General features: G+C 62.0%; 4 protein-coding genes. 2 read left to right on the top strand and 2 right to left on the bottom strand.

The window, feature by feature from the left end; translation table 11 throughout:
* Positions 1 to 5: 5 nt before the first annotated feature.
* Positions 6 to 1,673 (bottom strand): bifunctional diguanylate cyclase/phosphodiesterase, encoded by a 1,668-nt coding sequence (locus ACF8EA_RS16140; protein ID WP_021785227.1) that lies wholly within the window; start codon positions 1,671 to 1,673, stop codon positions 6 to 8.
* A gap of 295 nt (positions 1,674 to 1,968) precedes the next feature.
* Between ACF8EA_RS16140 and rep the strand changes: the two genes are divergently transcribed.
* Entirely contained in the window at positions 1,969 to 3,978 is a 2,010-nt protein-coding gene (rep, locus tag ACF8EA_RS16135) for a DNA helicase Rep (protein WP_021785228.1), read from the top strand.
* A 111-nt stretch (positions 3,979 to 4,089) separates the two neighbouring features.
* The gene (locus ACF8EA_RS16130) at positions 4,090 to 4,662 is read left to right on the top strand and encodes a xanthine phosphoribosyltransferase (RefSeq protein WP_392522594.1); all 573 of its coding nucleotides are present in this window, start codon (positions 4,090 to 4,092) and stop codon (positions 4,660 to 4,662) included.
* A 109-nt stretch (positions 4,663 to 4,771) separates the two neighbouring features.
* Here the strand turns inward: ACF8EA_RS16130 and ACF8EA_RS16125 are convergent, their stop codons facing one another.
* Complete coding sequence (locus ACF8EA_RS16125; RefSeq protein WP_392522593.1) at positions 4,772 to 6,631, bottom strand: acetyl-CoA hydrolase/transferase C-terminal domain-containing protein; 1,860 nt, start codon at positions 6,629 to 6,631, stop codon at positions 4,772 to 4,774.
* Positions 6,632 to 6,716: the final 85 nt, after the last annotated feature.

Here is a 6,716-nt window from a genome sequence, read left to right as displayed (position 1 = left end):
GGGCCCTAAAGGACAGCCTCCAACTGGCGGCCGGGCGCCTGCAGCAAATACGCCATCAATTCCTCTATCGGTAGCGGTTTGCTGACCAGGAAACCTTGCACCTGGTCGCAGCCAAACCCGCGCAACAACGCCAGCTGCTCTTCACTCTCCACCCCCTCGGCCACTACCTCAAGGCTGAGGTTGTGTGCCAGGTTGATCATGGCGTGCACCAGCTTGCGGTTCTCTTCACGCATTTCCATTTCCGCAACAAAGCTGCGGTCCACCTTGAGCAAGGCGATCGGCAAGCTGTTGAGGTGCACGAACGAAGAAAACCCGGTGCCGAAATCATCGAGCGAGAAGCGCACGCCCAGGCGACCCAGCGCGTCCATGGTCTGGCGCACCACCTCGTTGCGGCGCATCACCGCCGTCTCGGTCAGCTCGAACTCAAGCCAGCGGGCATCCACACCGTGCTCAAGGATCAGGCGACTCAAGGTGGCCAGTAGCTGGCTGTCCTGAAACTGACGGAAGCTCAGGTTGACCGCCATGTGCAGCGGTTCCAGACCGCGCTCGCACAGTGCCTGCATGTCACGCAGGGCACGGGAAATAACCCAGTAGCCCAAGGGCACGATCAGGCCGCTCTGCTCGGCCAGTGGCACGAACTCGCTGGGCGGCAGCAGCCCGCGCTCGGCATGGCGCCAGCGCACCAGCGCCTCCAGGCCAACAATGCGCCCGTCGGCCAGGTTAAGGCGGGGCTGATAATGCAGCTCCAGCTCGTCGCGGCGCAGGGCGCGGCGCAATTCGCCTTCCAGGTCGGCAAGGCTGCGGGCGTTGCGGTTGATGCGTTCGTTGAACACATGGAAGGTGCAGCCCTGGCTGCTCTTGGCCTGACGCATGGCGATATGCGCGTGCCACATCAGCGGATCGGCGCCGCTCTGTGCGCGAGCATGGGCCAGGCCCAGGCTGCAGCCCAGCAACAGGCTTTCGCCGTCGATCCAGTAAGGTTCGGCCAAGGCCTCGACGATGCGTTCGGCCATCCATTCGGCGCGGTTGGCATCTCGGCGGGTATCGATCAGCAGGGCGAACTCGTCGCTGCCCAGGCGCGCCAACTGGTCGCCCGCTTCCAGCTGATGCTTCAGCCGTGCCACCACCTGCAGGATCAACCGGTCACCGCACTGGTGGCCGAGGGCGTCGTTGACGTGGCGGAAGTTGTCCAGATCCAGGTGGCCAAGCGCAACACCACGGCCGTCGTTTTCGGCCAGGCGCGCATTGAGCAAAGCCTGGAAGCCCTGGCGGTTGGCGATGCCGGTCAGCGGGTCCTGCTCGGCCAGGCGCTGCAAGGTGGCGACCAGCACACCGCGCTCTCGCACATGGCGCAGTGAGCGGCGCAGGTTATCGGCGTTGAGCTGGTCGCGTACCAGCCAGTCGCTGACAGCGCTGGGCGCCGCCTCAGGCTCGTGGTCAAGCAGCAGGATGGTCGGCAGCTCGCAACGCCCGGGGGCGGGCTGCAAGCCTGGCGTTGCCAGCACGACGGCCTGGCGATCATGACTGAACAGGCTGTCGACCGCCTCCCAGTTTGGCGCAGTCAGTAGCACGGCGCTGCCACCCAGTGCAGGCATGCAGGCGTGCAACAAGGCGGCCCATTCCGGCTCATCGGCCAACAGCAGCAAACGCAGAGGTTCGACAGGCGTGGACAAGCGGGCTCCTTAGGGCTTCACGGTGCAACGAGACTGGCGGGTATGCCACTGTATTCAATGAAAATGATTTTCAATTTTATACATGTTTTTCGGGTGTAGCATCCCGACGTATTTTGTCGTGCATCCTGCGCGAAACGGCACAAACCGGCAAATATGATTTTTTCAGCTACTAGCATTAGTGGCACTAATAGTGAGACGGACATAAAGTCTGACTCAGACGTCAGACGGTCGCGCCACAACGGCCCCATGCCTGTTAGAATGCGCGGCTATTTTCTGGCGACCCCCGGTTTCTAGCATGTCCCGACTCAATCCCCGGCAGCAGGAAGCCCGTGACTATGTCGGCGGCCCTCTTTTGGTGCTCGCCGGTGCAGGTTCGGGCAAGACCAGCGTGATCACGCGCAAGATTGCCCACCTCATCCAGAACTGCGGCATCCGCGCCCAGTACATCGTGGCGATGACCTTTACCAACAAGGCCGCGCGCGAGATGAAGGAGCGGGTTGCCACCTTGCTGCGCCCGGGGGAAGGCCGTGGCCTGACCGTGTGTACGTTCCACAACCTTGGCCTGAACATCATCCGCAAGGAACACGAGCGCCTGGGCTACAAGCCGGGGTTCTCGATCTTCGACGAGTCTGACATCAAAGCGCTGCTGTCGGACATCATGCAGAAGGAATACTCCGGCGACGACGGCATCGACGAGATCAAGAACATGATCGGTGCCTGGAAGAACGACCTTATCCTGCCACCAGAGGCCCTGGAAAAAGCGCGCAACCCACGCGAGCAGACCGCAGCCATCGTCTACACCCACTATCAGCGCACGCTCAAGGCGTTCAACGCGGTGGACTTCGACGACCTGATCCTGCTGCCGGTCAAACTGTTCCAGGAGCACCCCGAGGTGCTGGAACGCTGGCAAAACCGTGTGCGCTACCTGCTGGTAGACGAATATCAGGACACCAACGCCAGCCAGTACCTGCTGGTGAAGATGCTGATCGGCATGCGCAACCAGTTCACCGTGGTAGGCGACGACGACCAGTCGATCTATGCCTGGCGTGGTGCACGCCCTGAGAACCTGATGCTGCTCAAGGAGGACTACCCCTCCCTGAAGATCGTCATGCTCGAGCAGAACTACCGCTCCACCAGCCGCATCCTGCGCTGTGCCAACGTGTTGATCGCCAACAACCCGCATGCGTTCGAGAAACAGCTGTGGAGCGAAATGGGCGTGGGCGACGAGATCCGCGTGATCCGCTGCAAGAACGAGGAAGCCGAGGCCGAACGCGTGGCCATGGAAATCCTCACCTTGCACCTGCGCACCAACCGCCCGTACAGCGACTTCGCCATCCTCTACCGCGGCAACTACCAGGCCAAGCTGATCGAACTGAAGCTGCAGCACCACCAGGTGCCGTATCGTCTGTCGGGTGGTAACAGTTTCTTCGGCCGCCAGGAGGTCAAGGATCTGATGGCCTACCTGCGCCTGCTGGTGAACCCGGACGATGACAACGCCTACCTGCGTGTGATCAACGTACCGCGCCGGGAAATCGGCTCCACCACCCTGGAAAAGCTCGGTAACTACGCCACTGAGCGCGGTATATCGATGTACGCCGCCAGCGAGGAGCTGGGCCTGGGCGAGCATCTGGACGCCCGCTACACCGAGCGCTTGCAGCGCTTCAAGCATTGGCTGGATGGGGTACGCCACAAGGTCGCCCTGGAAGATCCGATTGCCGCGCTGCACGAGATGATCCGCGACATCGACTACGAGAACTGGATCCGCCAGCAGACCGCCAGCGACAAGGCCGCAGAGTTCCGCATCAGCAACGTGTGGTTCCTGGTGGAAGCGCTGAAAAACACCCTCGAGAAGGACGAAGAGGGTGACATGACCATCGAAGACGCCATCGGCAAGCTGGTGCTGCGCGACATGCTCGAGCGCCAGCAGGAAGAAGAAGAGAACGCCGAAGGTGTGCAGATGATGACCCTGCATGCCTCCAAGGGCCTGGAGTTCCCTTACGTGTTCATCATGGGCATGGAAGAGGAAATCCTCCCGCACCGCTCCAGCATCGAGGCCGACACCATCGAAGAGGAACGCCGCCTGGCCTACGTGGGCATCACCCGCGCGCGCCAGACCCTGGCCTTCACCTTCGCCGCCAAGCGCAAGCAGTACGGTGAAATCATCGACTGCACGCCCAGCCGGTTCCTCGACGAACTGCCTCCGGACGACCTGGCCTGGGAGGGCCTGGACGATGCGCCGGTCGAGGTGAAGGCCGCACGCGGCAACAACGCCTTGGCCGATATCCGGGCAATGCTCAAACGCTGATCAACCATTACTCTTTAACTTTGCCGCTGTTAGCGGCCACGGTGGTTTGTATGGCCGATTTGAGCTCACAAATCGGCCATACAGACCACTATCTACATCGAGGAAATCACAGTGGAAGCACTGCATCAGAAGATTCGCGAAGAAGGCATCGTGCTTTCCGATCAGGTTCTCAAAGTCGACGCGTTTCTCAACCACCAGATCGATCCGGCGCTGATGCAGCTGATCGGTAACGAGTTCGCCCGCCTGTTCGCCGACGCCGGCGTGACCAAGATTGTCACCATCGAAGCCTCGGGCATTGCCCCGGCCGTGATGACCGGCCTGAAGCTGGGCGTACCGGTGATTTTCGCCCGCAAGCACCAGTCGCTGACCCTGACTGAAAACCTGCTGACCGCCTCGGTGTATTCCTTCACCAAGCAGACCGAGAACACTGTGGCCATTTCGCCGCGTCACCTCAACAGCAGCGACCGCGTGCTGGTGATCGACGACTTCCTGGCCAACGGCAAAGCCTCGCAGGCGCTGATCTCGATCATCAAGCAGGCTGGCGCCACCGTGGCGGGCCTGGGTATCGTGATCGAGAAGTCGTTCCAGGGCGGCCGTGCCGAACTGGACAGCCAGGGCTACCGCGTTGAATCGCTGGCCCGGGTGAAGTCGCTGGAAGGTGGTGTAGTCAGCTTCATCGAATAAACGCGACACCTGCTTCGCGGGCACGCCCGCTCCCACAGGTGCAGCACAGGTCTCGAACGCTGTGCCGTACCTGTGGGAGCGGGCATGCCCGCGAATGGCCGCAACCCTTTTATCTGGTTGCCGCCAGCCCCGCCAACAACAAGCGCTGGTAAAGTTCTTCTTTAAGCCCCTGCGGCTGCCCCAACTGCATCCGCTCCAGGTGGCTTTCATACCCCTCCGGCCCCGGTGCATCCAACGCTGCCTTGCCCAGCTCCAGCACCTCGCTCAGCTTGAACTTGCTCTTCAACCAGTTCAGCGCCCGCAACAGATCCCGCTCCTCGGCCGTAAAGTCCGTGCCCATTGGGTACTCCGGGAACAGCCGCGCATGCCGCGTCCGGATCGCTTCCAGCCGCTGCGGCGTATTGTCGGTGAAGCGAGCGTCCAGCTGAAAGCCCTTGGCCAGCTTGCCGGCCTCTTTTGCCTGCCCGATGAGCCCCTGCTGGAACCGCGAATCGCTCACCGCCAGCAACCGCGCAATCACCTCGCTGTCGGTCTGCCCACGTAAGTCCGCGATACCGTACTCGGTCACCACGATATCGCGCAGGTGCCGGGGGATGGTGCAGTGGCCATAGGTCCAGAACAGGTTTGAGGTCACCTCCCCGCCTGCCTCGCGCCAGCTGCGCAAAAGCAGAATCGAACGTGCACCTTCCAGCGCATGGCCCTGGGCGACAAAGTTGTACTGCCCGCCCACGCCGCTGAGCACACGGCCGTCTTCAAGTTGATCAGCCACCCCGGCGCCGAGCAAGGTCATGGCAAACGCAGTGTTGATAAACCGCGCATCACGGCGTTGGCGGCGCTTGAGTTCCTCCTGCCCATATAGCTCGTTGATGAAGCTGATGCAGGTCATGGCAAACTGTGCGCGCTGCACCAGCGGCATCCCGCGCAAGCGCTGATAGAACGCTTGCGGGCCGAGGAAAAAGCCGCCATGCAGTATTGCGCCCTGCTCGTCCGCCGGGCGTCGTAGCAACCCTGCTTCGGCCAGCACCAGCAGGCCATTGACGAACATCTCGCTGCAGCCGTACAGGCCTTGGGCAAACGTCCCTAGCCCCCCTTCGCGTTCGATCAGCGCATGCCAGGGGCCTACATCCAGCTCATCAAGCACGGCTCGGTAGCCTGCGTTGTCACCTTGACGAGCCAGCAATGCGGCAGCAACTGCATCACCCATGGCCCCGATGCCGATCTGCAGGGTGCCGCCATCGCGCACCAACGTGCTGGCGTGCAAGCCAATGCAGTGGTCCTGGATGCCGACCGGCATGTTCGGCGTAGAGAACAGCCGTCGCTGCTCCGCTTCATCAATCAGCAGGTCGAATGCCTCCATGCTCAGTTCCGAATCGCCTGGCATATAGGGCAGTTCGGCATGCACCTGGCCCAGCATGAGGATGGTTTCGCCAGCCGCGCGCCGCTTGGCAATCATCGGCAGCAGGTCGAGGGTGATGTCTGGGTTGCAGGCCAGGCTCAGGTGCACGGGCTTTTCAGGGGTGGCTGCCACCAACTGGGCGATCAGGTTCAGGCCCTTGGCGTTGATATCGCGTGCGGCGTGGCTGTAGTTGCTGCTGACGTAGTCCTGTTGGGCCGACTCGCTGTGCAGCAGGCTACCGGGCTGCATGAAGAACTGTTCGACACGGATGTTTGGCGGCAGGCTGTCGTTGCGCAGGTCTGCGAGGTAGCTGAGCTCTTCGTAGTCAGCGAACACTCGCTCGACGAAGGGTTCGAGAAAGCGCCGCTGCAGGCCATTGCCCAGTGGCGGGCGGCCGAGGGAAAGTGCGGTATAGATGGTCAGGCGCCGTTCGGGCAGCTCGCGTACGCGGGCGTAAAGCGCGTTGACGAAGGCGTTGGGTTTCCCCAGGCCCAAAGGCAGGCCCATATGGATATGGGTTGGCAGCCGGGACAAGACCTGCTCGACAGCCTGGTCGATGGAGCAGAGGTGCATCTGGGCCTCCTGAAACATCCACGAGTTCAGGGGTTGGACATAGGGCTGAAGTAATTGGTTGCCTGTACCGGCCCTTTCGCGGGCA

Source organism: Pseudomonas sp. YQ_5, assembly GCF_043103305.1.
Taxonomy (GTDB): domain Bacteria; phylum Pseudomonadota; class Gammaproteobacteria; order Pseudomonadales; family Pseudomonadaceae; genus Aquipseudomonas; species Aquipseudomonas putida_Y.
This window is presented reverse-complemented; position numbering and strand designations above follow the sequence as displayed.

Bases quoted from the DNA above. Each gene is read 5' to 3' on its own strand.
- rep (WP_021785228.1), top strand. From the start codon at position 1,969: ATGTCCCGACTCAATCCCCGGCAGCAGGAAGCCCGTGACTATGTCGGC.
- ACF8EA_RS16125 (WP_392522593.1), bottom strand. From the start codon at position 6,631: ATGCACCTCTGCTCCATCGACCAGGCTGTCGAGCAGGTCTTGTCCCGG.